The sequence below is a fragment of the Synechococcus sp. MU1651 genome (genome assembly GCF_023630635.1).
Classification (GTDB): domain Bacteria; phylum Cyanobacteriota; class Cyanobacteriia; order PCC-6307; family Cyanobiaceae; genus Parasynechococcus.
On record NZ_JAKUHJ010000006.1, the window covers coordinates 1 to 23736 of the forward strand.

Annotated in this window: 29 protein-coding genes and 1 tRNA gene; 14 read left to right on the plus strand and 16 right to left on the minus strand. The window is 60.9% G+C overall.

The window, feature by feature from the left end:
- Positions 1-1128: 1128 nt before the first annotated feature.
- Positions 1129-1368, minus strand: a complete 240-nt coding sequence (locus tag NCN05_RS06630) for a hypothetical protein (protein ID WP_250397486.1) — start codon at positions 1366-1368, stop codon at positions 1129-1131.
- A gap of 74 nt (positions 1369-1442) precedes the next feature.
- On the opposite strand from NCN05_RS06630, the gene NCN05_RS06635 reads away from it, so the two are divergent.
- Positions 1443-1682 (plus strand): hypothetical protein, encoded by a 240-nt coding sequence (locus NCN05_RS06635; RefSeq protein ID WP_250397487.1) that lies wholly within the window; start codon positions 1443-1445, stop codon positions 1680-1682.
- Positions 1683-1794: 112 nt separating this feature from the next.
- Here NCN05_RS06635 and NCN05_RS06640 read toward each other — a convergent pair whose 3' ends face one another.
- Positions 1795-3075, minus strand: a complete 1281-nt coding sequence (locus NCN05_RS06640; protein ID WP_250397488.1) for a site-specific integrase — start codon at positions 3073-3075, stop codon at positions 1795-1797.
- Between the two features lie 389 nt (positions 3076-3464).
- On the opposite strand from NCN05_RS06640, the gene NCN05_RS06645 reads away from it, so the two are divergent.
- Complete coding sequence (locus NCN05_RS06645) at positions 3465-3647, plus strand: hypothetical protein (RefSeq protein WP_250397489.1); 183 nt, start codon at positions 3465-3467, stop codon at positions 3645-3647.
- A gap of 361 nt (positions 3648-4008) precedes the next feature.
- Here NCN05_RS06645 and NCN05_RS06650 read toward each other — a convergent pair whose 3' ends face one another.
- The 5 genes from NCN05_RS06650 to gloB all read right to left on the minus strand — a co-directional run bounded on the left by NCN05_RS06650 (position 4009) and on the right by gloB (position 6230).
- Positions 4009-4251: a hypothetical protein gene (locus NCN05_RS06650; protein WP_250397490.1), complete on the minus strand. Its 243-nt coding sequence runs from the start codon at positions 4249-4251 to the stop codon at positions 4009-4011.
- A gap of 18 nt (positions 4252-4269) precedes the next feature.
- Complete coding sequence (locus NCN05_RS06655; RefSeq protein WP_250397491.1) at positions 4270-4476, minus strand: hypothetical protein; 207 nt, start codon at positions 4474-4476, stop codon at positions 4270-4272.
- Between the two features lie 274 nt (positions 4477-4750).
- Positions 4751-4978, minus strand: a complete 228-nt coding sequence (locus NCN05_RS06660) for a DUF3136 domain-containing protein (RefSeq protein ID WP_006850228.1) — start codon at positions 4976-4978, stop codon at positions 4751-4753.
- Positions 4979-5023: 45 nt separating this feature from the next.
- Positions 5024-5416, minus strand: coding sequence for a RidA family protein (locus tag NCN05_RS06665; RefSeq protein ID WP_250397492.1), 393 nt, complete (start codon positions 5414-5416; stop codon positions 5024-5026).
- Between the two features lie 64 nt (positions 5417-5480).
- Positions 5481-6230, minus strand: coding sequence for a hydroxyacylglutathione hydrolase (gloB, locus tag NCN05_RS06670; RefSeq protein ID WP_250397493.1), 750 nt, complete (start codon positions 6228-6230; stop codon positions 5481-5483).
- Positions 6231-6270: 40 nt separating this feature from the next.
- Here gloB and hisG point away from each other — a divergent pair, with 40 nt between their 5' ends.
- From hisG to NCN05_RS06685, 3 genes are read left to right on the plus strand one after another with little or no spacing between them, the layout of a single operon-like run.
- Positions 6271-6921: an ATP phosphoribosyltransferase gene (hisG, locus tag NCN05_RS06675; protein WP_250397494.1), complete on the plus strand. Its 651-nt coding sequence runs from the start codon at positions 6271-6273 to the stop codon at positions 6919-6921.
- The gene (locus NCN05_RS06680) at positions 6921-8705 is read left to right on the plus strand and encodes an ABC transporter ATP-binding protein (RefSeq protein WP_250397495.1); all 1785 of its coding nucleotides are present in this window, start codon (positions 6921-6923) and stop codon (positions 8703-8705) included. The genes hisG and NCN05_RS06680 overlap by 1 nt, the downstream gene beginning before the upstream one ends.
- 14 nt (positions 8706-8719) lie before the next feature.
- On the plus strand, positions 8720-9205 hold the full coding sequence (locus tag NCN05_RS06685; protein ID WP_250397496.1) for a GNAT family N-acetyltransferase: 486 nt from the start codon (positions 8720-8722) through the stop codon (positions 9203-9205).
- A gap of 9 nt (positions 9206-9214) precedes the next feature.
- Here NCN05_RS06685 and NCN05_RS06690 read toward each other — a convergent pair whose 3' ends face one another.
- From NCN05_RS06690 to NCN05_RS06700, 3 genes are read right to left on the minus strand one after another with little or no spacing between them, the layout of a single operon-like run.
- A complete protein-coding gene (locus NCN05_RS06690) occupies positions 9215-9904 on the minus strand; it encodes a TIGR04283 family arsenosugar biosynthesis glycosyltransferase (protein WP_250397497.1) in 690 nt (229 codons plus the stop codon).
- Positions 9892-10533: a TIGR04282 family arsenosugar biosynthesis glycosyltransferase gene (locus NCN05_RS06695; RefSeq protein WP_250397498.1), complete on the minus strand. Its 642-nt coding sequence runs from the start codon at positions 10531-10533 to the stop codon at positions 9892-9894. Before NCN05_RS06695 ends, NCN05_RS06690 begins: the two co-directional genes overlap by 13 nt.
- Before the next feature lies 1 nt (position 10534).
- Positions 10535-11662 carry a trypsin-like peptidase domain-containing protein gene (locus NCN05_RS06700; RefSeq protein ID WP_250397499.1) on the minus strand — a complete coding sequence of 376 codons (1128 nt, stop codon included), beginning with the start codon at positions 11660-11662 and terminating at the stop codon, positions 10535-10537.
- Positions 11663-11745: 83 nt separating this feature from the next.
- Here NCN05_RS06700 and dnaA point away from each other — a divergent pair, with 83 nt between their 5' ends.
- Positions 11746-13143, plus strand: a complete 1398-nt coding sequence (dnaA, locus tag NCN05_RS06705; RefSeq protein WP_115160728.1) for a chromosomal replication initiator protein DnaA — start codon at positions 11746-11748, stop codon at positions 13141-13143.
- Here dnaA and NCN05_RS06710 read toward each other — a convergent pair whose 3' ends face one another.
- The 3 genes from NCN05_RS06710 to NCN05_RS06720 are packed head-to-tail and all read right to left on the minus strand — an operon-like array spanning position 13144 to position 15288.
- On the minus strand, positions 13144-13812 hold the full coding sequence (locus NCN05_RS06710; RefSeq protein WP_114988355.1) for a ParB-like protein: 669 nt from the start codon (positions 13810-13812) through the stop codon (positions 13144-13146).
- 23 nt (positions 13813-13835) lie between these two features.
- A complete protein-coding gene (locus NCN05_RS06715) occupies positions 13836-15068 on the minus strand; it encodes a glutathione S-transferase family protein (RefSeq protein WP_250397500.1) in 1233 nt (410 codons plus the stop codon).
- Positions 15043-15288: a hypothetical protein gene (locus NCN05_RS06720; RefSeq protein WP_041434546.1), complete on the minus strand. Its 246-nt coding sequence runs from the start codon at positions 15286-15288 to the stop codon at positions 15043-15045. Before NCN05_RS06720 ends, NCN05_RS06715 begins: the two co-directional genes overlap by 26 nt.
- Positions 15289-15403: 115 nt before the next feature.
- On the opposite strand from NCN05_RS06720, the gene gorA reads away from it, so the two are divergent.
- A complete protein-coding gene (gene gorA, locus NCN05_RS06725) occupies positions 15404-16762 on the plus strand; it encodes a glutathione-disulfide reductase (RefSeq protein WP_250397501.1) in 1359 nt (452 codons plus the stop codon).
- A gap of 87 nt (positions 16763-16849) precedes the next feature.
- Positions 16850-17485 carry an alternative oxidase gene (locus NCN05_RS06730; RefSeq protein ID WP_250397502.1) on the plus strand — a complete coding sequence of 212 codons (636 nt, stop codon included), beginning with the start codon at positions 16850-16852 and terminating at the stop codon, positions 17483-17485.
- Between the two features lie 8 nt (positions 17486-17493).
- Here the strand turns inward: NCN05_RS06730 and NCN05_RS06735 are convergent, their stop codons facing one another.
- Entirely contained in the window at positions 17494-18594 is a 1101-nt protein-coding gene (locus NCN05_RS06735; RefSeq protein ID WP_250397503.1) for a calcium/sodium antiporter, read from the minus strand.
- A gap of 81 nt (positions 18595-18675) precedes the next feature.
- Here NCN05_RS06735 and NCN05_RS06740 point away from each other — a divergent pair, with 81 nt between their 5' ends.
- From NCN05_RS06740 to NCN05_RS06750, 3 genes are read left to right on the plus strand one after another with little or no spacing between them, the layout of a single operon-like run.
- Positions 18676-20325, plus strand: coding sequence for a SulP family inorganic anion transporter (locus NCN05_RS06740; RefSeq protein ID WP_115082054.1), 1650 nt, complete (start codon positions 18676-18678; stop codon positions 20323-20325).
- Positions 20318-21364: a dihydroorotase gene (pyrC, locus tag NCN05_RS06745; RefSeq protein WP_250397504.1), complete on the plus strand. Its 1047-nt coding sequence runs from the start codon at positions 20318-20320 to the stop codon at positions 21362-21364. The genes NCN05_RS06740 and pyrC overlap by 8 nt, the downstream gene beginning before the upstream one ends.
- Positions 21339-21641: a thioredoxin family protein gene (locus NCN05_RS06750; protein ID WP_025362365.1), complete on the plus strand. Its 303-nt coding sequence runs from the start codon at positions 21339-21341 to the stop codon at positions 21639-21641. The genes pyrC and NCN05_RS06750 overlap by 26 nt, the downstream gene beginning before the upstream one ends.
- 7 nt (positions 21642-21648) lie before the next feature.
- Here NCN05_RS06750 and NCN05_RS06755 read toward each other — a convergent pair.
- Positions 21649-21737: transfer RNA gene (locus NCN05_RS06755), tRNA-Leu, on the minus strand.
- A 39-nt stretch (positions 21738-21776) separates the two neighbouring features.
- Between NCN05_RS06755 and NCN05_RS06760 the strand changes: the two genes are divergently transcribed.
- From NCN05_RS06760 to trpA, 3 genes are read left to right on the plus strand one after another with little or no spacing between them, the layout of a single operon-like run.
- Complete coding sequence (locus tag NCN05_RS06760; RefSeq protein ID WP_115008824.1) at positions 21777-22028, plus strand: NAD(P)H-quinone oxidoreductase subunit L; 252 nt, start codon at positions 21777-21779, stop codon at positions 22026-22028.
- 1 nt (position 22029) lies between these two features.
- Positions 22030-22386 carry a DUF3007 family protein gene (locus tag NCN05_RS06765; protein WP_250397505.1) on the plus strand — a complete coding sequence of 119 codons (357 nt, stop codon included), beginning with the start codon at positions 22030-22032 and terminating at the stop codon, positions 22384-22386.
- A 34-nt stretch (positions 22387-22420) separates the two neighbouring features.
- A complete protein-coding gene (gene trpA, locus NCN05_RS06770; RefSeq protein ID WP_250397506.1) occupies positions 22421-23236 on the plus strand; it encodes a tryptophan synthase subunit alpha in 816 nt (271 codons plus the stop codon).
- 71 nt (positions 23237-23307) lie between these two features.
- On the opposite strand, the gene NCN05_RS06775 is transcribed toward trpA, so the two are convergent.
- Positions 23308-23679, minus strand: coding sequence for an AbrB family transcriptional regulator (locus NCN05_RS06775; protein WP_250397507.1), 372 nt, complete (start codon positions 23677-23679; stop codon positions 23308-23310).
- Positions 23680-23736: the final 57 nt, after the last annotated feature.

The window sequence follows — 23736 nt, forward strand, 5'->3', positions numbered from 1 at the left end:
CGAAGCAGGGTTACGACAAAAGTGCTCCGTTGGACGACTGACCTTGGAGCGGCGAGGCCACCGCTACGAGGGCAGTGGCTTCGCTTGCATAAAAAAGAGCCCCCCAGCTCTGAATAAAGGGGCTCGTTTGTCGACACGTTCAGGCTGGCAATCAGCTCTGCCAGTTGCGGTGCAATTCCGTCGTAACCGCACTGACTTCAGCTAAATCGCGTTACTTACTACCTAATCGCAGACAGGGTAATCCTCTCACCAGAAGGCGAATCACCCGAGCCCAGCCCACCACCTCTCTCGGGACAAGTCTCTGAAAGGGGCATAGCCCCAATTGCCTTCACGGCGCCACAACGCATAAATCGCGACTGCGTCAACTGGCTTGAGACTATGACTTCGGAGCTCCAGTTGCAATTGGTGAGCAGCTGGAGGTGCTGGAGAACGGTGGCCCGGTCCTTGATGTGTAACTAAGGCCACAGTTTGTGTTGTTGAGTCCCGGACATTGCGATATTTGGACCACAGCGTTTTCGAAATTCGTGCATGGTTAATGAGTTCTCTGTTTTTTGGAGTGTGTTGTGGGCTATTCCTACCGTGATTGCCTGAGCGAAGAGATTGAGATTCTTCAATTAATGCTTTATCGGGAAGAGTTTGTTCAAGATCCCAGTGCTCGCAATTATTGTGAACCTCTTTTGGATAAATTAGAGGTAGATATCAAAGAACTTTCTGATCTCGACGCTCAGTTGGCTGCCTAGTACCTTTGAGCGATGGTTGTTTGGCACGGAATTGAAGAAGTAGGGATAAGCATCCGGAGTGGTTGGTGTATCGACCGACTGTCGCTATGTACAGCAGTGTTAACCGTGAGGAGTAAGCCATCGCCTCATTGTGGGAAGGTTTTGAACATGAGTGAAACCAAAAAAGAGATTCCGGTTTGGGTTGGCGGAGAGTCAGGGCAGCGGAAGCGGTATTTGAGATCTTTAGAGAAGGACCTGGCCGCTGAGCTGGGGGCTGATTGGCGGAACGTTATTGAGCTGGCGAAGGACGGCTAACGCCTTCGTTTTTCTCTGGCTTTGAGGGCTCGCTTATTTCGCCATACGGCGAGACAACCCCCGAGCCCTAAGCCAACCAGCAGGAGAAGAGGGCTCATGCTTCCTCATCGGCGTGTCTTCTCCACAGAGCCCATGGCCGCTGCGTTTGAGGAGTGATCTCCTGTTGACGTGCGATCTGTTGTGCTGTCTCGGCTTTCTGTAGGGCTTGCTGTTCAAGTTCCGCAGACAGAAAAAGTCCTGCAATGAAGATCATCAGGATGCTCAGGAGTAATGCGATCAGATACATCGTTGACCGAGCGATGGCTTGTTCCTGCTCCTTGCTCAGGTCGCCCACGGCTTGGCCCAAATCTGGTCAAGGTGTATCAGTGAAAACTCTTTGCTGCGATTACAGAGAGTGTTTTTTTGTGTGTGCACTTCAATCTCGGTTCCGCCTTCACCGCCTGTGCGCTGAAGAGCGATCATTTTCGTTATGACAGACGGACCCAGCAGTTGCCGCTGACATGGGTCCGCGTCCCGCCCGGAGCCCTCCAGAACGGGACGCAATTCAAATACGCGTGTGACACCAGTCGATTCAGCGTGAATCGATACCAACCTCGTCTTTTTGTTGCCAAGAGAAAAAAACGGCTGGAGACGCTGCCCACCGGCTGAGCCGCGACTCTCCGGTCTACGACCGCATCGGTCTTAAAGCGAAAGCTGATGGTGCGCCCGTTAATTTTTCAGCTCCATCAGCAAATCAAGAGTACGGTCAGTTTGCCGCTGACTACTGCTGTTGCTGCATCTGCTGTTGACGCTTGGTCAGCGATGCGGTGAGCTTGACGTTTGCGACACCAAAGGCTGCATCTAGGCCAGCCTCATCAGTCCATTGGCCGTAGTGCTTCATGTGGGTGCGTACGTCGTGGCCCATGGATGCAGCGAGCTGTCTGAGGGGTATGCCAGCTAGGGCTCCTCGGTAGGCGTAGCCATGCCGAAGGCTGTATGGGGAGAGCCCAGGGTTGGCTTTGACCAGCGCAGCCCAATAGGGATGGCGATCGAGGTACTGCCTGAAGGTGTGCCCACAGGTTTTGAAGTCTTGGGCGTTGAGGATCCCAACCGGCAGCTTGACCAGCCCGCTGCTGAGCTGAGCCAAAGCCTGACCTGATGCACCTGCGAGTTCTGGAATCTCCAGTGGGTAGGCGATGCGATCTGGTTTGGGAGCCTTTGCAGTGGCCCGGTTGCGTTTGACGTTGCCGATTTTGAGCTTGCCGTCCTCCACGCGCATTGCTTTCAGCTCCGCTGGACGTAGACCGAACAGCCCCACCAGGGTGACGGCGAGGCGTAGCTCCGGCTTCTCGTAAAGGCTGTCGATCAGACCAAATAGCTGTTCTGGTTTGACCGGGACTTTGTCTTCTTTCCTCGTCTCCGCCAGGCCGATCAGGTCTTGGAGATCGTCACCCTCAATAGGAAGCCAGCTTTGTTCTGCGCCGCATTTGGTCACTGCGAAGCGCAAGAAGCGTGAAACATCGAGAAGCGCGCGCTTACGTCCAACGCCACCAAGCTTGAGGTCTGCCAGGTGCTGGCTGGTGTAGTTCCGCATGACACCGGGGCCATCATTTACCGCCCCGCGTCCTTTGGCGTTGATCAGCTCGATGGTGCGTTCGATGCGACGGCGTTCCTCTCTGTCGTAGGTCGCAGCTTTCACCTGTCCTGTGCCGACGCGGCTGGCTTCGTATCGCTTGACCACCTCGGGCCAGTTGGTGCCACCGGAGTTCTCATCTTCTGCAGCACCGCTGATCAGCGAGTGGGCCGCATAGAGGCCTAGCCCGAGGTCAGCCATCTTTCGCTTCAGCTCACCAATGAGGACGAGCACCTCAGTGCTGCTGCTGGGAGCAAAACGAATCTTGGTGGTGATGGTGGGACGCTTGCCTTCCCTGGCGTTGCCTTCCTCACGTCGCTGGATTTTGAAGCAGCCAGAGCGTTCCTCCAGCACCCAGCCAGGTCCGTAGGTGCGCTTGATCGTGCCCCGCAGGTCCTTGAGCCAAGGAGCCGTTTTGACCATGAGCACCTGACTGGCAAGCAGGTGCTCAGTATGCCTTGGTTTGGTGTGATTTCTAGGTGTGATTTCTGCCTTTACTTGCCTTGGCTTGCTGGTGCAGGTCGGGTGAGTATTCCTTAAAAGACCTGTGCTGCTGTGACTTTTGCTTGTCTAGAACTTGGTTTTTGGCGAAGGGATTAGACGCATGGCATGCAGGGGGTCAGGAGTTCGAGTCTCCTTGGCTCCATTCAACAGAAGCCCAGCCTCTGGCTGGGTTTTTTTATTGCCAATGCGCGGCGATGATTCCGCTCGATACCCCGTGTTGGTGCAAAACGATGAAGCGCTGCAAGCTCTGGGCGCCCACCAAGACAAAGGAGCTGGGCTGGGCACCTGAGGCTGGTTGAGGGCAGGATGGATGGATGGGCAAGAAATCCAAGAAGTCAAAGAAGGTGAAGCAGACCTGCTCTGTCCTGCTGTGGCATAAGACGTTTATCAAGCGGATCAGACAACGCTTTGGTCTGAGCAAATACCAAATGCTGTGGATCACCTTCGGCAAAGGTCTGCTGATCGGCTATGTCCTGGCATTCCTGGTTCATCGCTGAATGGACTCCACCCAGAAGCTCGTGGAGAAGCTGGTTGAGAGACGTATGCGGGTTACTGGAGAGTCGCAGGGGGTAGCCACTGCCAACGTGATGGCAGCTTTCGAGAAGCTGAGGAAAGACAAGGAGTAGCCAGACCCGCTGCAAGCTTTGGGCTCCAGAAGCGAGCTAGATCGGGCTGCACCGTTGCGGCATAAGAAAGCCGGGTGCTGTCTCCAATCGCAACCCGGCTGACGCATTCACCTTGATGTAGCTGGTCTTAGCCCGTCCCGTAGAACTTCAGTTATTGCTCAATTGTTCAGCCCGACACATGAGCTAACTGGCGCATTGACTCAGGGCACCGGCGGCACCGTGGGCTGGGTGATCAAAAACCGCGGCCGTCACGCTCCCGCATTTCCAGGCGGAGCTGTTGATAACGAAGCAAGGCCCGCTCTTCATCCAACTGAGGAAACAACAAACGAGCTTCCTCCAGGCTCGGCGGCTCCAAGAGCCAGTCATCAGAGCGATCCGGGGCCACTTGCTCAGGCTTGCGTTCCCATAGCTGACGTCCTGGTGCGACCCAGCCAAACCAGCGACGAAAACGATCGAACAGCTCGAGTGGGTGCATTTGATCACCCTAAGGAGATCACGAATCCAAGCGCTGGGATGCCTGCATGGCGTACGGCTTCGGGCGATCTGAGACAACAGACTCGTTCTGGGGCATCAGGCTCTGCGGCTTCCGATGCCTGGGATCCTCCCCGTTGCGCCAGGGGGTGAACATCAGGAAATTTCCGGCCACCAGCCCTGCCGTCACGATCACTGCGGCAATCTGCTCGAGCTGTTCGATCTCCATCCCTGCATTGTCTCGCGTTCTCCGAGCAGGGTTGTCCACTGCATCGTCGAGGGCTTGGGATTCAGCTCGCTCTGCAGTTCCAGGCAAAGGGCCGCTCCCAGGATCACCGTGATCACCCCAAGCCCCTCACTCAGCTTGAGTTGCCTTTTGGGCTTGCGAAAAATACAGCGGGTCATGCCAAGCCCTTGCTTCTCAGCCTGGTTTAACGCCTGTTTTCAGTTCAAATTGAAGCGTTGGCCACGAGAACGCTGGGAAAACGCTGAGACAACCGCTCTCAATCCTCTTTTGGATTCTCCAGGTCGCGGCGGATCAGGGCCAGCAGGTAGGAGGGCGATTTGTAGCGGGTGGGTAGGCAGCGGTTCAGCGTTTCCAGATGCCCCCAGCAGACGGTGCGTTCAATGTCTTGAACGGTTTTTCCCTGCTGGAGGAGACGCCGCAGCGCCTTGCAATACATCGGATAGCCCGCCTCTAATTCACCGATGGTGAGTTTCGCCTGAGGCATAGGACCACTGAAGCCAGTTCCAACCTATGCCCCCGCGGGCCAGGCTCAGCTGCCGAGCCAGGCGACGCAGTCGATTTCCACCCGTGCTCCCTTGGGGAGGGCTTCCACCTGAACGCAGGCGCGCGCTGGGCTGACCCCCTCGCCGAACACCTCGGCGTAGATGCCATTCACGGTTGCGAAATCGCCCAGGTCTGCCAGGAACACCGTGGTGCGCACCACCTGAGCCGGGGCGGCTCCAGCTTCTTTCAGCACAGCACAGAGGTTTTTCAGCACCTGATGCGTTTCCGCCTCCACATCACCGTTCCCCACCATCTCGCCGGTGGCTGGATCCAGTGGAATCTGCCCGGAGCAATAGAGCCACTCGCCGGCCAGCACTGCCTGGTTGTAAGGCCCAACCGGTGCAGGGGCGTCTTGAGTGGTGATGGCCTTGGCGCTCATGGGTTGGTTCTCAACAGCAGTCGCCACGATCATCGCCGTTGGTGATCCCCTGCTTCGCCATCGCTCATGCCGGCCGCCACTGGTCCTTGTGCTGGCGCAGCACGGCCAACTCCGCGGCTGAACCGGCCTGCATGAACAGGTTGGTGCGGCGTTCCATGCCGATGCTGCTGGGCAGGCTCAGCTCTCCTTGGGCACGGAGCCTCCGCACCTCCCGGTAGCGCTCAGCCAGAGCTGCGTCGCTGGGGCGTTGCTCCACGGCCCATTGCAGGTTGGCCTCGGTGTACTCGTGGGCACAACAAACCCTTGTGGCCTCGGGCAGTTCCGCCAGCTTCTGCAGGGCCTGATGCATCTGTTCAGCGCTGCCTTCAAACAGTCGGCCACAGCCCCCGCTGAACAGGGTGTCCCCGCAGAACAACAGGGGCCCGATCTCGCCGCCCTCCGGGTTCGTGATGAAAAAGGCGATGTGGGCCCGGGTGTGGGCCGCCACATCCAGCACCTCCACCTCGTGCCCAAGAACAGTGATCTGGTCGCCATCCCGCACCGGCATCGTCTGAAATGGAATCCGCTCCCTGTCCTCAGCGGAGGCAATCACCGCAGCCTGGGGCCAGCGTTTCAGCAATTCCGGTGTGCCGCCGATGTGGTCGGCGTGGTGATGGGTCTGCAGCACGGCGGCCAGGCTCAACTGCCGTTCGTCCAGCCAATCCCGCACCGGCGGCGCCACGGCGGGGTCGATCACCACGGCCTCCGCACCCCTCACCCAGATCCAGATCACGTTGTCCTGCAGCACCGGCAGGGCATGAAGTGAGGAATGCATCGTTAAAGTCCTGCCTGGTTAACCGGTCAGCGCTGGACCCATGATCACCGTCGCGTTGGCCAAAGGAGCGCTGCTCAAAGACTCGGTGGCCCGCTTTGCGGAGGCTGGTCTTGATTTCTCCGCTGTACTGGACAAAAACAACCGCCAGTTGATGGTGCCCACCCCTTGCGGGCGCGCCCGGGCCCTGCTTGTTCGCAACGGCGATGTGCCCACCTACGTGGCCTACGGCCAGGCTCAGCTGGGGGTGGTGGGTTACGACGTGCTCAAGGAGCACCAACTCCCCGTCGCTCAACTGGTGGACCTGGGCTTTGGCGGCTGCCGCATGGCTGTGGCGGTTCAGGAGAGCAGTGGTTACACCCGGGCCGCTGATCTGCCCGCCCACTGCCGCGTCGCCAGCAAATTCACCCACTGCGCCCGGGAATATTTCGATGCCCTCGACCTTCCCGTTGAGTTGGTTCACCTCAATGGCTCGGTGGAGCTGGGGCCCATCACCGGAATGTCGGAAGCGATTGTCGACCTGGTGGCCACCGGTCGCACCCTGCGGGAGAACGGCCTGATCGCCATCGAAGACCTGTTCCACTCCACAGCTCGACTGGTGGGGCACCCCCTGTCCGTTCGCCTCGACCACGGCCCCTTGGCCTCCATCGTTGATGCGATCCGCGCCGCAACACCCGTCGGGAGCTCCAGCTGATGGGGGCCGTCGCCGATTGGCGCCGGGTCCGTCGTCTCGGTCGTTATCTCGTGCGGGATCGCCGGCGGCTGCTGGTGGCCCTGCTGTTGCTGCTGCCTTTGGCCTTTGCCGGAGCACTGCAACCCGTTCTGCTCGGTCAGGCCGTCAGCGTCCTGCGCGGAGAGTCCAGTCTTCCCTTCCTTTCGGGGATGAGCCTCTCTGCCTCGATCCGCGTGATCATCGGGCTCTACTTCGTTTCCGTGCTGCTGCGGCTCGGCCTGCAGGGGGTGCAGCAATTCAGCATCCTGGCCGTCGGACAACGGCTCACCGCCCGCATCCGCGACGACCTGTTTGAGCATGCGTTGTCGCTGTCCCTGCGGTTTCACGACCGCATGCCGGTGGGCAAGTTGCTCACACGGCTCACTAGCGATGTGGATGCCCTGGCCGAGGTGTTCGGCAGTGGTGCCGTGGGCGTGCTCAACGATCTGGTGAGCCTGCTGGTGCTGGCCTCAACGATGTTGTTCATCGAGTGGAGGCTGGGGCTGCTGCTGTTGTTCACGCAGGTGCCCGTCCCCCTGGCCGTGCTTTGGCTGCAGCGCCGTTACCGCAAGGCCAATTACCGCGTGCGTGAAGAGCTCTCCCAGCTCAATGCCGATTTCCAGGAGAACCTCCAGGGCCTCGAGGTGGTTCAGATGTATGGCCGTGAAACGGTCAACAGCGCCCGCTTCCTGCGCACCGGCATGCACTATCGCAGCGCTGTGAACGGAACGATCTTTTTCGACAGCAGCATTTCAGCCTTCCTGGAATGGGTGGCTCTGGCCGCCATTGCCTTGGTTCTGGCCCTTGGCGGCTTGATGGTGACCAATGGCGCCATGGGTCTTGGCACCCTCACCACCTTCATCCTGGCCTCCCAACGCCTGTTTGATCCGCTGCGTCAGCTGGCGGAGCGTTTCACCCAGATCCAGGGTGGGCTGACGGCGGTCGAACGCATCGGCGAGTTGATGGAGGAGCCCCTCGAGATCGCTGAGGCCAAAGGGGTTCTCCCCCACGTGAGTGGCGGTGGCGGTGGCGGTGAGGTGATCTTCGAGAACGTGAGCTTCGCCTATCGGCCGGACGATCCGATCCTCCGCAACCTCTCCTTCCGCATCGCCCCCGGAGAACATGTCGCCCTGGTGGGCCCCACGGGGTCGGGCAAAAGCACGATCATCCGCCTGCTCTGCCGCCTGTATGAACCCCAGCAGGGGCGCATCCTTCTTGATGGACGGGACATCCGCACGATCCCGATGGCGGATCTCCGGCGTGAGCTGGGCGTCGTGCTTCAAGACACGTTCCTGTTCAGCGGCAATGTGGCCGACAACCTTCGGCTCAATGCGTCGGTGAGCGATCGAGAGCTGGCTCAGGTCTGTGCTGAGCTTGGTCTCAACGAGCTGCTGGCCAAGCTTCCCAACGGGCTAGAGACGGAGCTGCGCGAGCGGGGCGGCAACCTCTCCTCAGGCGAGCGCCAGCTGCTGGCGGTGGCCCGGGTGGCGATCCGCAAGCCAACGGTGTTGGTGATGGATGAAGCCACCGCCTTCATGGACCCTTCAACGGAGGCGACGCTGCAGGCTGATCTCGATCGCCTGCTGCAAAAGCGCACCGCCATCGTTATTGCCCATCGCCTGGCCACGGTGGAAGCCTCGGATCGCATTCTCGTGCTGCGCCGCGGTGAACTGATCGAGCAGGGAACCCATCGCGAGCTCAGGGCCCGCGGTGGGCTCTACGCCCAGCTGGCTGATCTGCAGGAGCGGGGGTTGGCGCGTCTGTGATCGCTCCTCTGCCCATGCCTGCTGATCCTCTGTTGGAGCAGTACGGCCATGGGGCGCGTCTCTGCCCCTGCGCCAATGACCAGATCACCTTGGTGTTCAGCCAGGAGTACCCCTTCGATCTGGTGGAACTCGAGCAGTTGCTGGAAGCGGTGGGCTGGAGCCGCCGGCCGATTCGCCGGGTGCGTAAGGCCCTCAGCCACAGCCTGCTCAAAGTTGGCCTTTGGCGGCACGACCCACGGGTGCCTCGTCTGGTGGGATTTGCGCGCTGCACCGGGGATGGTGTTTTCGAAGCCACCGTCTGGGACGTGGCCGTCCATCCCCTGTACCAGGGCAATGGTCTGGGCAAGCAGATGATGGCTTACATCCTCGAGGCCCTTGATGAGATGGGAACCGAGCGGGTCAGCCTGTTCGCCGATCCGGGCGTCGTCAGCTTCTATCAGGGCCAGGGCTGGGATCTCGAGCCCCAGGGCCATCGCTGTGCCTTCTGGTACGCCAACTGATCGGACCCTTCAGCGCCTGTAGAGCCGCAACAGCTGCTCCGTTGATCGGCCCTGACGCCACAGCCAGCGCAGCCGGGCATTGCGCCAGGCCTGCACCAGCACGCTTCGCTTCTGCCAGCGCTCTGCGCTGGTGAGCAGGGCACAGTTCAATGAACGGAGGGGAGCGACCTGGCTCAGGCGTTCCACCAGGTCCAGGTCTTCCATCAGCGCCAGGGGCCGGTAACCGCCCACGCGTTCATACAGCTGGCGCTGAATCAACAGGCCCTGATCGCCGTAAGGGCGTTGCAGCCAACGGCTGCGCAGGTTCACCATCCGCTCCAGCAGCCACAGCATCGGCCGCCCATGCGCCTCCACCTTGAAGTCGAAGCACCAGGCGCTCAGGTGCGCCTCCGGCCTGTTCAGAATCGCTCCCACCTTGTGGTGCCAGGTGTCCGGCAGGCGGCTGTCGGCGTGCAGCACCAGCACCCAGGCATGGGAGCTGTGGCCAACGCCCCAGCGCAGCTGTGGACCCCGCCCGGAGGTGGGGCTGTTGAGCACGTTGGCGTCGGCCAGCTGAGCCACCGCCCGGGTGTGATCCCTGCTGCCGCCATCCGAGACGATCACCTCCAACTCCCCCGGCCATCGCTGCAGATCCGCCAGCAGCAGTGGCAGCCTGCTTGCTTCATCCAGGGTTGGAATCACAACGCTCAGCCCTGCCATGGCTTCAGATCGCTCCAGTGATCCAGATCATTCCGTTGGGCCACGAGGGCCGATGAGAGCTGTCGCCTGCGCGCCGCCTCCAGAGTTGCCTCCAGCACCCTGGGGCCGCCCCAGGGAATGCCGATCAGCGGCCAGTGCTGCGGGCTGCGGATCAGGGATGCGCCGATCCCCAGCAGCCAGTAGCCCCCATCGGAGGCTGGCCCCAGCACCAGGTCATGCTGCTCCAACTGCTCAACGGCCTGCTTCAAGTCATCGGGATTGAGTTCGGGCAGATCCGTGCCGATCACGAGGCAGGGTCTGTTGTGGCGATGGCTGTCCATCAATTGCCGTCGCAATCGGGTGCCGAGTTGCCCCCTCCCCTGCATCCGCACCTGCCTCAGCCCCAGCTGTTGCCCCCAGCGATCGGCCGCACGGGGGCCGAGTCCGCTCACCGCCAGCACCGGCTCGATCTCCATGGTGCACGCGAGGCTCCGCACCACCGCTGCGGTGTGCTGCGTGAGCCGCCGTTGGATCCTTGTGGCGCGTTCGCTGCTGTTGGCCAAGCCCAGCTCATGGTTGAGGTCGCGGCTCAAGCGGCGTTTGCATCGGCCCGGTGATGGCCAGCGGGCCATCACAACGATCTGCACCATCTCAATTGTTGCGAGGCAGTTCCCGCGGGCGCACCTGCACGATCAGCTCCCTTCCGTTGCGTTGAAGTCTGAGCTGCATCGGTTCCCCCACCTGGCCGCGGTCCACGGCGAGTTGCACTTCGGTGGGGGTTTGAACGGGGTTGTCTTCCACCTTGAGGATCAGATCGCACTGGCGGATTCCGGCCGCAGCGGCAGGAGTGCCTTTCACCACCTCCTTCACCAACACGCCATTCAGCTCGGGCACCGTGCAGGCGCTGTTGGTGGCGTTGATTTCCCGCGCCAGCTGCGGCGTGAGGTTCATCAGCTGCACGCCGATGAAGGGATGGGAGGCCTGGCCGGTGCTGACGATCTGTTGCGCGATCCGCTTGGCCAGGTTGATCGGAACCGCAAAACTCAAGCCGCCACCTGGGGCCGTGCGGATCGCTGTGTTGATGCCGATCACCTGACCGGCGGCATTGATCAACGGGCCGCCGCTGTTGCCGGGGTTCACCGCTGCATCGGTCTGGATGTAGGGAACCCGCTGGCCGTCACCGATCGCATTGAGGCGGCCGACGGCGCTGATGATGCCGGCCGTTACGGTGTTGTTCAGGCCGAAGGGATTGCCGATGGCAATGGCCCATTCCCCCGGTTTGAGCTGGTCGGAGTTACCCAGGGCCGCCACCGGCAGGTTGTCGGCCACCACTTTCACCACCGCCACGTCGGTGAGGGGGTCGGTGCCGAGAACCTTGCCTTTGAAATTGCGTCCGTCCGGCAGGGTCACCGCCACCTGATCGGCACCACGCACCACGTGCTCATTGGTGAAGATCAGGCCGCTGGCCCGGGTGATGAAGCCGGAGCCCTGGCCCTGCTGCCGCTGGCTGGAGGGACCCATCCCAAAAATCCCTCCGAAGGGGTTGGAGATCTCCTTCACCACATCGATGCGCACCACCGCCGGACCGACGCGATCCACCGCCTTCACGATCACGTTGTCCCCCGGTTGCAGAGGCGCGCTGCGGGGCTGATCGTGCACCACCGGTGGCGCCGTCATCGGTGGCTTGGGGGTCAGACCCAGCTGGTCTCTCACCAGGCTGCAACCGGAGAGTGCGCTCCCGGCCAGGGCGATGGCGAGCCAATGCTGGGCGTTGGGCATCACGACGAGATGTGTGCTGATGCATTTAAGACGGCCTGAGCGGATAGGCATGCGTAGATTCAGCGCTTGGGCGATGGGCGGTTTTGGCGCAGACGGGCGAAGAGCTCTGGATCAAGGTGCGGGATGGGTTGCAGGCGAAGCTGAGCAAGCCCACCTTCGAGACCTTCATTCGCCCCACGGGTTGCAGCGGCTTTGCCAATGGAGAGCTGAAGCTTCTGGCCCCGAATCCCTTTGCCAGCGTTCGTCTGCGGGAGCAGCTGCTGCCCACGATCGCCGAGATGGCCAGCAGCATCAGCGGTCAGCCCGTCCAGGTGACGGTGCTGGCGGAAACCGCCTTGCCGCTGCCGGATGCCACCGATGAGGCCTCAGCCGCTGCAGATGCGGCACCGCCTCCAGCGGCCCAGGAGTCGGCATCGGCTCCAGCGCGGAACGGCTCCCCACGCCGCTACCTGCCCGGGCTCAATCCCCGCTACGTGTTCGGCCGTTTTGTGGTCGGCCCCAACAGCCGGATGGCCCATGCGGCGGCTTTGGCTGTGGCTGAAGCACCGGGCCGGGAGTTCAACCCCCTGTTCATCTGCGGCGGTGTGGGCCTGGGCAAAACCCACCTGATGCAAGCCATTGGTCATTACCGGTTGGAAATCGACCCAGGGGCTCGGGTGGCCTATGTCTCCACCGAAACCTTCACCAATGACTTGATCCAGGCCATCCGCAAGGACGGCATGCAGGCCTTCCGCGATCGCTACCGCGCCGCCGATCTGATCCTGGTGGACGACATTCAATTCATCGAGGGCAAGGAGTACACCCAGGAGGAGTTCTTCCACACCTTTAATGCCCTGCATGAGGCAGGGCGTCAGGTGGTGATCGCCAGTGATCGTCCCCCCAGCCAGATTCCACGGTTGCAGCAGCGCCTGATCTCCCGGTTCCAGATGGGCCTGATCGCAGACATTCAGTCGCCTGACCTGGAGACACGCATGGCGATTCTTCAGAAGAAAGCGGAGCAGGAGCGCATGTCGCTGCCCCGTGATCTGATCCAGTACATCGCCGGTCGCTTCACCTCGAACATCCGCGAGTTGGAAGGGGCCCTGACCCGGGCTGTGGCCTTCGCCTCCATCACGGGGCTGCCGATGACCGTGGAATCCGTGGCACCGATGCTCGACCCCACGGGGCAGGGGGTGGAGGTCACGCCGCAACAGGTGATCGACAAGGTGTCTGAGGTGTTTGATGTCACGGCCGAGGAGATGTGCAGCAGCACCCGTCGCCGCGCCGTGAGCCAGGCCCGACAGGTGGGGATGTACCTCATGCGCCAGGGCACCGACCTCAGCCTGCCGAGGATCGGCGACAACTTCGGCGGAAAAGACCACACCACGGTGATGTACGCGATCGAGCAGGTGGAGAAGAAACTGGCCTCCGACCCCCAGCTCGCCGGTCAGGTGCAGAAGGTGAAGGATCTGCTGCAGATCGATTCCCGCAAGAAGCGCTGATCAGCGGCAGGCTTTCTTGTCACCTTTCCAGCCCGGCATGTCCTGTGCAGCGGCTGAGCACACCAGCTGGCGGGCTGCTGCGAGTGCCGGCTCCAGGCGCCTGGAGCTAAAGGGGGGCAGGGGCCGGCTGCGCAGCCAGGCACCCCAACGAAACTCGTGATACGGGATCAGGGGCTGAGGCTTGATCCACCCCTCCTGCTTCAGCTTCCACACGAGGCTCCTGTAGGGATCGTCGTCCAGTCCCAGCAGGCTCGTGGGTAGCTGCTCGGCTGGGCGCGGGCCGTTGCCTCGTCCGTCGTAGAGGTAGAGCCAGCCCTGGTTGTGCAGATGGGCCAGCACAGCGCTTCGGTCGGCGGTTGGCAGCTCCTCCACCACGTAACCCCAGGTGGTGGCCCCTGGATCAATGCCGATCAGGCCTCGCAGCCGGTGGTGCCGGTCCAGCATCCACATGGCGCCATCGGCAGATCGGATCAAAGGGACCGGTTTGCCGCGCAGGTAGTCAAGACGTTGCTGACGGGTGTCCTGGGCGAAATCCTTCTCGCGCGACCAGATCTCCGCCAGTCCCACACACCACTGGGTCGGCTGCAGCTGCGCCGCTGACACCTCAATCAGATCGGTCCCCCGATCGGGGGCGGGGATCGGTTGGTAAGCGGGCAGCCGCAGGGGCACGACTCAGCGTTGACGCCCCCGCACTATGACCCAATTAAGAATGGTCGGGGATCCTGATCAAAGCGATCCCTCACCGGCAAGGGCTTGGCCTGCTCAGGGCCATCCAGCTGGGCGGTGGCTTCAAGGGCCTGACGTAGCAGTCGAGCGGCCGGGAGTGGCATATCCCTTGGCACCGAAATGCGATCGCGCAGATAGCGCAGCCCGGCGGCACTCCCCGCTGGAGGCGGGCAGGGGGTGTTGCGAACCAACCGGGTGAGGGCACAGCGCAGGGGCTGGTCAAAGGCTGCAGCACCCATGGGGTTCACCTCGCGCAGCCGTTGCTGGTGACGCAGCACCCGGCTCAGGGCGATGACGGCCTGATCGGCTTGATGGTCCGCATCCCAGCAGGCTTCGTCCTCGCCGAGGCCATCACCTCGGTCGATCCGTTCGGCCAGGCGCTTTGCTTCCGCTCCATCGTCGGGCCAGCAGCCGCCCATCTGGGGCGGCAGGTCATGGGCATGGGTGTGAAAGTCGCTTTGGGTGCCGCGGTAGGTCTCCAGTTGCTCCAGGGCACGGCACCAGCGGTCAATGGCTGGATGCTCAGCCCTCAGCCGGTATCCCTTGTAGTAAGCCAGCGAGGCATTCATCCGTTCCACGTAGGGAACGAAGATCAGATCCACGGTCTGCGGCTCCGGGCCCCGAAGCCACGGTCCTTCCTCCCGGTTCAGCTCCCGTTCGAAGCGCCGGGCGATGTCTTGAAACTGCTCTCGGGCCAGAACCTGTTGCCTCGGACTCAGCCGTGGTGAACACAGCCAGATGCACCAGGCCTGAAACAGCAGCCGTTCAAGACGGCGCAGCTCCAGAGCTTCCGGCACTGTCATCGCCATGCCCAGGGGGCCGAACTGCTGTTCGAGGGCCAGCAGGATGTCGTCGCTTTCGGTGATCAGCCGCCCGTTGAGCTCCAGGGCCGGCAACATCCCTGAGGGCACTTTCTCCAGGAACCACGGCTCCTTCGGGCCGTAGCAGCGCATGGTGACTTTGCGGATCCGGTAGGGGATGCGCTTGAACTCCAGCCACAGCCAGATTTTTTGGCAGTAGGGGCACCAGGCGTGGTGGTCGCGGTACAGCGTGACCATCACGTTGGATTCAGGCTGTCCGAACAGGCGCAACGTGGCCTGGGCACTGGTCGGCCCTTCAATCCGATTCGGTTCCGGCATCGCCAGGCTGGCCAGGTCCGACCAGCTCAGGGGTTCAGCTGATTCCGATGAAAGGGGCATGCAGGATTGGCGCAAGCGTTGCCCGTCCATAGGACTGCCAGTCGCCCAGTTCGTGCATCAGCGCCAGACAGTCCTGCTGGCGGCCCTGATCAGCCAACTGCTTCAGCCGCAGTTTCATGTCGTCGCTGGTGATCATCATCACGATCTCGCGGCGTTGCGATCGTTTGAGGCGCAGCTCAGGTTCAGGCGGCTGCCTGCGGCGCTTGGAAGAACGGTTCATGGTTTAAGGACGCGGTTGAAATACGACCGACTCGTCTTGGGCCTTTATGGCCTCCTTCCCCGGACCATAACGCCATCTTTACGATGACGCCCGTCGTCTCGAGCACCCTTCTGTTATGGGCGCTGATCTGGATCTGGTTGTGCTCGGAGCAGGCTCCGGTGGTCTGGCCGCTGCGAAACGCGCGGCCCGTCATGGAGCCCGCGTTGCCATCGTGGAGGGTGATCGCGTCGGCGGCACCTGCGTGATCCGCGGCTGTGTTCCCAAGAAGCTTTTGGTGTACGGCGCCCAGGCCCGCCATCAATTGGCGGATGCCTCGGCCTACGGCCTTGAGATCGGTTCGGTGCGTTCGGATGTGCCTGATCTCCTGCGTCGGGTGCGCGCCGAGGTGGATCGGCTCAATGCCCTCCATCTCGGATTTCTGGAGAAGGCCGGCGTTCAGTTGATCTCCGGTTGGGGACGCTTCACGGCAGCAGATCGCATTGGCATTTCCGATCAACGCGGTGGGCCCCTGCGAGAGGAACTCTCGGCCCCGCGCTTTCTGGTGGCGGTTGGTGGCCGGCCGGTCCGGCCGGAGATCCCTGGGGTTGAACACACCTGGGTCAGCGACGACATGTTCCTTCTGGAGGATGTCCCCTCAGCCGTGGTCGTGGTGGGCGCAGGCTTCATTTCCTGCGAGTTTGCCTGCATCCTGCGGGGCCTTGGTGTTGCGGTCACCCAGGTGGTGCGTGGTCCGCGCTTGTTGCGCGGTTTTGATGCCGAGTTGGCCGATGCCGTGCTGGGTGGCATGCGTGAGCAGGGCATCGAGGTGCTGTTGGAGCAAACGCTGGTGTCCGTGGAGGGAGAGCTCGGGGCGCTGACGGCGCGGCTGGGCAATGGTGAGTCTTTGGCTTGCGGCGGTGTGTTGATGGCCACAGGGCGTCGCCCCTGGCTTGCGGATCTTGGGCTGGATGCTGCCGGCGTAGCGACCGAGAACGGCCGCATCAGGGTCGATGCCAACTCCTGCACCTCGGTTCCCCACATCCATGCTGTCGGTGATGTCACCGATCGGGTCAACCTCACGCCTGTGGCCATTGATGAAGGTCGTGCCTTCGCCGACAGCGTCTTCGGGTCGCGTCAGCGGCAGGTGAACCACGACCTGGTGGCCAGTGCCGTGTTCAGCGATCCAGAGCTGGCGACCGTGGGCCTATCGGAAGAACAGGCCATCGAACGCCATGGCGTGGATGGTGTTGTTGTGCATCGAGCCCGCTTCCGGTCCATGGCGCGGGCCCTGCCCGCCTCCGGTCCCCGTTGTCTGCTCAAGTTGGTGGTGGAGAAGGCCACCGATCGGGTGTTGGGCTGCCACATGGTGGGCGAGCATGCCGCGGAGATCATTCAGATGGCGGCGATTGCCGTGGGGATGGGCGCCACCAAGGCCGATTTCGATCGCACCATGGCACTGCACCCCTCTGTTTCAGAGGAGTTTGTGACGATGTAGTGATCCGGCAATTCTTTCGACAGTATGAAAGGTGCAAGACAATGCATATATGGCGAACTAGACCACGATTAGATCGATATATATGACGTGGAATCATTCATGCAGACTCGAGGTCATAAGGCTGATTTTGCTCATTTTTTGATTGAATCAGGGGAGCAGTTGCTCAGCCTTTTTTGGCCTGCAGCTGACGCTCGCCGGGCAGCATCTTTAGAGATTATTGCTCGCACGGCCTATACAGCTGAGGAAAGTGCTTGTCATTACCTTGAGACGATTGGCCTCGATCAGAGCGGTGCTATTCGTAAAACTCTGGAGCTGGCACGTCGGCAGGATAGTAATGAGCAGACGCATGAAGACATTTTTTCTCGTGATCTTGGTGGATTGTCTTTATGGGTAGATCGCTTTGTGGCAAGGCATGTAGCTGTCCTTGTTTATTGGGTATTTGCTTTTACTACCTTGTTGGATCACGAGTTGGCCTCTTTGCTTGGAGAAGCTGTTGAGGCCGAAGCTGTCAAAACGTACCGGCGCATGCTTCTGGAGCAGCCAGATGAATGGTTGCAGCAGCCCGTAACTCCCATTGCAACAGCCTATTGGAGAAAAGAGGGAAATATGTGGGCTGCCCGTGATGAATGTGAGCCAAAAACTCTTCGAGATGTAATCGAATTAATTGCCAGAGATGAGTTGGATCACGTGGCTGCTAATAGCCAAAAGGCAATCGCTTTTTAGCCATTGATTTAAGTGGTTGGACTGTTCTGGTTGTCCCGCCAATAAAAAACTGCCTGGGTGAAAATCACAATCATCACGATTGGAATTACAGCGCAGAGCATCACAAGGCGAAATTCATCGGCCCAGGTGGCCATAGCCGTTCGTGGCAAAACATTGTCGACCAGATACAGAACATATAGGCCGAGAAGTAGCCCTCCTTCCAAGCGGGATATTCGACCGTTCGTCCAAAAAATTGGCATACAGGCCAGGCTGGTGAGCAGCATTACCGGCAAGTCGTCCTGAATCAGTTCCGGGCTGACTTCAAGTCCGTTGCCAGCTGCCGCTATGGCTCCGCCGCCCAGCACCAGCATCAGGTTCAACAGGCAGCTGCCCACCACGTTGCCGATCGCCAGATCGGTGCGCCCGCGCAGGGCGGCCACCAGGGACGTGATCAATTCGGGCATCGACGTTCCGGCTGAAACGATTGTCAGACCGATCACTGCCTCACTAACCCCCAGAAGGGTTGCGGCGCTGACCGCGCCATTCACCAGAACCCTGGATCCGATCGAGAGAACGCTGATGCCGGCAATCAATCGCACCGAAGCTGGGATCAATCCACCTTTGTTTGCTTCGTCACTGATTTCGGGTTCAGCGCTGCCGCTGTCGTCCGGTTCTTCACGGGCAGTGCGGATCTCCCAGATGGTGTTGATCACCAGCCCCAACAGCAAGGCCAGGCCCGCTTGCCAGGTGACCCGTCCTGCGGAGGCCATGCCCCAGACCGCCGCTGAGATGGCAATCATCAGAGGCACATCCCGCCTCACCAGGCGGCTTTCAACCCGCAAGGGCAGCACGAGGGCGCTGCTGCCCAGCACCACCATCACGTTGAAGATGTTGCTGCCCACCACATTGCTCACGGCGAGGGCGTCAGCTCCCTGCAGCACCGAACTCAGGCTCACGAATAGTTCCGGGGCGCTGGTGCCCAGAGACACCACCGTGAGGCCGATCACGAGCTGGGGAATGCCGAAGATCACCGCCATGGCGACGGACCCCTGAACGAACAGTTCCCCGCCACCGAAAAGCAGTCCGATGCCCAGGAGCACTTGGATCGAGGCCTGCAGAAATTCAGGCATGGAGCGAGCTCAGCTGTACGGGGATTGTGCTTTGAAGCGAATCAACCTAAGGTCACTCACCTGGGTAATAGATAAGAAACCTTGTTGAACCGGATCAGCACCAGCAACCTCCGGGGTGACGCCTTTGGTGGAGTGACCGCCGCGGTGATTGCTCTGCCGATGGCCCTGGCCTTCGGGGTCGCCGCAACGGGTGACCCTGCCCCTGGGCTTTGGGGCGCCGTGATCATCGGCTTGGTGGCGTCTCTCTTCGGCGGAACGCCCACCTTGATCTCCGAACCCACCGGTCCCATGACCGTGGTGTTCACGTCGGTGATCCTGAGCTTCACCGCCACAGCTCCGGACAAGGAAACGGCCATGGCCATGGCCTTCACCGTGGTCATCCTGGCGGGTCTGTTTCAGATCCTTTTTGGCGTGTTCCGTCTGGGTCGATACGTCACCCAGATGCCTTACACCGTGATCTCTGGCTTCATGTCGGGGATTGGAGCCATCCTGGTGATTCTCCAGCTGCCCGCTTTCCTGGGGCAGACCGCATCGGGCGGGGTGATGGGAACCCTGTCCAACCTGCCGGGTTTGATTGCCGGAATTCAGCCGATGGAGCTGGCGCTGGCGTTGATCACCGTTGCGATCCTTTGGTTCACCCCAGCCAGCGTGAAGCGTTTCTGCCCGCCGCAGCTGCTGGCGCTGGTGCTGGGAACGGTGCTGTCGATGACCCTGTTCCACGACGCCGGTCTCAAGACCATTCCTCCGTTCAATGCTGAGCTCCCCAGCCTGCATGTGCCCACCTTTTCGGGCGGACAGCTGCGTTTGATGTTCGTGGATGCCGCAGTGCTGGGCATGCTCGGCTGCATCGATGCGCTGCTCACCTCCGTTGTGGCTGACAGCCTCACCCGCACGGAGCACAACTCCAACAAGGAATTGGTGGGTCAGGGACTGGCCAACATCGCGTCGGGCGTCTTTGGCGGACTGCCTGGGGCGGGAGCCACGATGGGCACCGTCGTGAACATTCAGGCCGGCGGACGCTCAGCCCTGTCGGGCATTGTCCGCGCGCTGATTCTGATGGTGGTCGTTTTGGCTGCCGCGCCCCTTGCGTCCACGATTCCCCTCGCTGTGCTGGCGGGCATCGCCCTGAAGGTGGGCATCGACATCATTGATTGGGATTTCCTCCAACGGGCCCACCACCTCTCGGTGAAAGCTGCGGTGATCACCTACGGCGTGATTGCGCTCACGGTGCTGGTGGATCTCATCACTGCAGTGGGCATCGGAGTTTTCGTGGCCAACGTGCTCACCATTGATCGGATGAGCGCGTTGCAGTCCAGAAAAGTGAAAACGATCAGCACCGCCGATGACGATGTGGAGCTGACCGATGAAGAGCAGGTGTTGCTGGATCAGGCCTCCGGCAAGGTTCTGTTGTTCCAGCTCGCCGGGCCGATGATCTTCGGCGTGGCCAAGGCCATCTCGCGTGAGCACAACGCCATCGGCAATTGTCAGGCGGTGGTCTTCGACCTCTCCGAGGTGTCCCACCTGGGGGTCACCGCTGCGATCGCCCTCGAGAATGCCGTTAAGGAAGCGATTGAAGAGAGTCGTCAGGTGTTCCTGGTCGGTGCAACGGGCAGCACGGAGAAGCGCCTGCAGAAGCTGAAGCTGTTGGATCGGCTCCCCCAAAGCCACATCACTGGTGATCGCCTCGATGCCTTGCGCCTTGCCGTGAACGGTTTGCAGCTGAATGTCTGATCAGATCTCGATCATCGCCCCTGATGATTGGCACGTGCATCTCCGCGACGGGGAGATGCTGAACCAGGTTGTGGCCCATACCGCCCGCCGTTTTCAGCGGGCCATCGTGATGCCCAACCTGCGTCCCCCGGTGACCACGGTGGCTGCCGCACGGGCATACCGCGACCGTATCCATGCGGCGTGCCCCGCTGATCTGGAGTTCACGCCCCTGATGACGGCGTACCTCACGGATTCGATCGCTCCTGCCGAGTTGGAGACAGGATTTCGAGAGGGCGTTTTTGCTGCCGCCAAGCTTTACCCCGCCAACGCCACCACCAATTCCGCCGCAGGGGTGACGGATCTGCTGCAGATCGATCCCGTGCTGGGAACGATGGCCCGGATCGGCATGCCCTTGCTGATCCATGGTGAAGTCACGGACAGCGAGATCGATATCTTCGACCGAGAGGCGGTGTTCATCGAACGCCATCTGGCACCACTGCGGGACCGCCATCCCGAGCTGAAGGTTGTGTTCGAGCACATCACCACCGAGCAAGCGGTGCAATACGTCAGCTCAGCGGATCGTCATCTCGCCGCCACCATCACCCCCCACCATCTGCACATCAACCGCAACGCGATGTTTGCCGGCGGGTTGCGCAGTGATTTTTATTGCCTCCCCGTGGCCAAGCGGGAATGTCACCGTCAGGCCCTGCGCCGGGCGGCCACCAGCGGTGACCCACGCTTCTTTCTCGGCACCGACACGGCACCGCACGAACGGGCATCCAAGGAAAGTGCCTGCGGATGCGCCGGCATCTTCAATGCGCCCTTCGCCCTGGAGAGCTACGCCCAGGTTTTTGATGAGGAGGGCGCCCTGGAGCATCTCGAAGCCTTCACCAGCCTGAATGGGCCGGCCTTCTACAACCGTCCAGCCAACACGCGTCGCATCACGTTGCAACGCCGTGACCATCTCGTGCCGGAACTTGTGAATGGACTGGTTCCTTTCCATGCTGGAGAGATCCTGTCCTGGGCCGTTGCCGATGCACCTGATCAAGTTCAGCTCTGAAGACTGCGGCACCTGTCACCGCATGAGTCACTACGACGGCAAGGTGGCCGAGGAACTCGGCTGCAGCTTCATCTCCGTGATGCTGCAGGACACGGAGATGTATCGGAAATACCGGAAGATCCTGCTCAAGCAGTACCCCAACAAGGAGGGGATGGGCTGGCCCACCTACCTCCTGGTGAACGATCCCGATGGAGATTTTTCGATCGAGGGAGAACTGAAGGGCGGCATGCCCAAGGGAGATTTCCGCACCAAGCTGGCTGAGTTGCTGCCGTCTTGAGCTCAGGTGGTGGGGGCAGGGGGACTTGAACCCCCACAGGCCTTTCGGCCCAAGCGATTTTAAGTCGCGTGCGTCTACCGATTCCGCCATGCCCCCGCCCGGACATCTTAGATTTCCCCCAGATGTCCTCAGGCCTTGGACCTTTCGTCCCTGCTTTCTCAAGTCCCACAGGACACGTTGTTGGTTCTGTTGGCCTACACCGTTCTGGGCGGCCTGTATCTCGTTGTGGTTCCCCTCGCCCTGTACGCGTGGATGAACCAGCGTTGGCATCGCATGGGCAAGCTGGAGCGTCTGGGCATCTATGGCCTGGTCTTCCTCTTTTTCCCGGGGATGATTCTGTTTGCCCCCTTCCTCAATTTCCGGCTGAGCGGGCAAGGAGACGTCTGAATTGACGCGTGGCAAGGTTCTTCTGATCGGACTTGCAGTCCTCCTGCTGGGCGGGCTTGGGCAAGTCGGCTTTCAGGCTGCAGGCTTTGAGGGGTTTTCGGCAGGGATTGCTGCGGAGGCCCTGCTGGTTGTGATTGTGGTGGTGTGGACAAGCTCTTACCTGTTCCGTGTGGTCACCGGCCAGATGACCTACATGGATCAGCGGCGTCGCTACCGCGAGGTGTACGACAAACAGGAAGCTGAGGCGCTTCAAGCCCGTTTTGATGCTCTTCCAGAGGAGGAGCAACAGGCGCTGTTGCGCAAGATTGGAGCGGATGCCTCGGTTTCCGCGGACGGCGATGCCCCCGTCGACTCATAGGCTTCCGAAGTTTGTTCCTGGTCGGTTGACCGAGATGCCCAATCAGCAGTCCTCTTCCATCGCCCAGCGCTTTGAGCAGCTGAAGCAGGACGGTCGCCTCGCCTTGATGCCATTCCTGATGGCCGGCGATCCAGATCTCTCTGTCACCGCTGATGTGCTGCTCAGCCTGCAACGTGCAGGGGCTGACATGGTCGAACTGGGAATGCCTTACAGCGACCCCCTTGCTGATGGGCCGGTCATTCAGGCTGCTGCGTCCCGGGCCCTTGCCGCCGGAACCACGCCAAAGGGTGTTCTGGACATGCTGCGCTCGTTGAAAGGCCAGCTGCAGATTCCCGTGATCCTGTTCACGTATTCCAATCCACTGCTCAATGTGGGGATGGAGGCGTTTTGCCAGTCCGCAGCGGAGGCTGGTGCGGCGGGTTTGGTGGTCCCTGATCTACCCCTTGAGGAAGCGGAGCGGCTGTCGACAATCGCAGAGCGTTATGGCTTGGATTTGGTGCTCTTGGTTGCACCCACCACTCCCCAAGATCGGATGGGTCGGATTGCTACATGCAGCCGAGGTTTCACCTACCTGGTGAGTGTCACCGGTGTCACCGGTGAGCGAGCTCAGATGGAAAGCAGGGTTGAAGGTTTGGTGCAGCAACTCAAACAAACCTCACCGGTTCCTGTTGCGGTTGGTTTTGGGATCTCCGGTGCCGAGCAGGTGCGTCAGGTTCGGGGTTGGGGTGCCGATGGAGCGATTGTGGGCAGTGCACTTGTGAAACGGATGGCGGCAGCGTCGCCCGGGGACATAGCTCAGGAAGCTGGTCGTTTTTGCGCTGAGTTGCGTGCCGCTGCCGATCAGCCCTAGGGGCTGCCATCCCGCTCAAGCCATGAAAAACCCCGGCCAATGCCGGGGTTGCACTGCTTTTTAATGTTGAATCACTCGTCGTCTTCGTCGGTGGCACCCACCGGTGTCAGACGAATCTGTTTGCGACCAAGTTTGATTTCAAATTCATCTCCAGGTTTCAGGTCGAGCAGCGCTGTATAGGCCTTGCCGATGAGAAGATTGCCGTTGCCTTGCACAGTGGCCACATAGCTGAGTTTGCGGCCGCCTTTGCCCACGCCGCCAACTCCACCCACGCCAAGACTGACGCCTTTGGCCTCTAGCAGTGCTTCATAAAAAGCGGTGAAATTCAGACGTTCACCACCATCTTTTTTTGTGGATACATAGCCACAGGCACGAACAAGGTCAGACTTGCTGATGTCACCCAGGTCTTTGACTTTATTGAGAAGTTCGCTCCCAGTGAGCATCGCTTTCGAGAGATATCAACCTTCACAACATAGCCACGGTTCAAGCGGCTATGCCAT